Consider the following 909-nt stretch of genomic DNA (forward strand, 5'->3'; position numbering starts at 1 on the left):
ACTGCCGACCGACCATCTGGTCAAGGCAGCCGGCTCTTCCGTAAACACCGGTCCGTTCGGCGAAACCATCGCCGGCGACCACCGGCCGAAGTCGCTCGCCAGCGCCTCGTGAACTTGCTTCCTGCGTCCTCGCGGTTGCGCGTCGCCATTATCGGCGGCGGCTTTTCCGGCGCCGCGGTGGCGTGGCACCTGGCGCAAATGCCTCGACCGGAGCGCATTTCCATTTCCGTGATCGAGCCACGACCGGTTCTTGGCGGTGGCCTTGCCTATTCCAGCGAGGAACCGTCTCATCGGGTTAATGTTCCCGCGATCAGGATGAGCATGGCTCCCGACGACCCGCAGCATTTTGCACGCTGGTTGACTGGCAGCGGAGAACTCGAACACGACCCGGACGCCATCTGGAAGAACGGCGACGCTTTTCCGCGCCGGCGTGTGTTCGGTCGCTACGTCGCCGAGCATCTGGCGCCGTATCTCGGTTCCGGCCTTGTCCGTCATGCCGAAGGTCTCGCCATACGCGTGACGCGCGATGCCAGTGGCGCGGGCTGGACCGTGCATACGTCCAGTGGGTTGGTCGCTGCCGATATCGTCGTCCTGGCAGCGACGCACCCACAGCCCGCGATTCCAGCCGCGCTGATCCATCTGACGGAAGCACCGGGTTTCATCGCCGACCCGTACGCACCAGCGGCGCTTGCCGGGATTGGTCCGGAGGCGTCGGTGCTGATCGTCGGCTCCGGGCTGACCTCTGCCGACATGGTCGCCGAACTCGACCGTCGTGGCCATCGCGGCCGCATCCTCGCGCTGTCGCGCCGCGGCTTACGCTCGCGCGGACACCCCGATGTCAGGGGCGAGCCTTTTGGCGATTTTGCATCCGCGCCGGCCACGACGGTCGAGTTCGGCGACCATGTCGGC

Annotated in this window: 1 protein-coding gene; it reads left to right on the forward strand. The window is 66.3% G+C overall.

Annotation, left to right across the window (positions count from 1 at the left end):
* Positions 1–108: 108 nt before the first annotated feature.
* Positions 109–909 (forward strand): FAD/NAD(P)-binding protein (locus EN964_RS35770; RefSeq protein ID WP_164776496.1); only part of this gene is annotated, 801 nt, incomplete at its 3' end.

It is taken from the genome of Mesorhizobium sp. M7A.F.Ca.CA.001.10.2.1 (assembly GCF_003998575.1).
GTDB lineage: Bacteria > Pseudomonadota > Alphaproteobacteria > Rhizobiales > Rhizobiaceae > Mesorhizobium.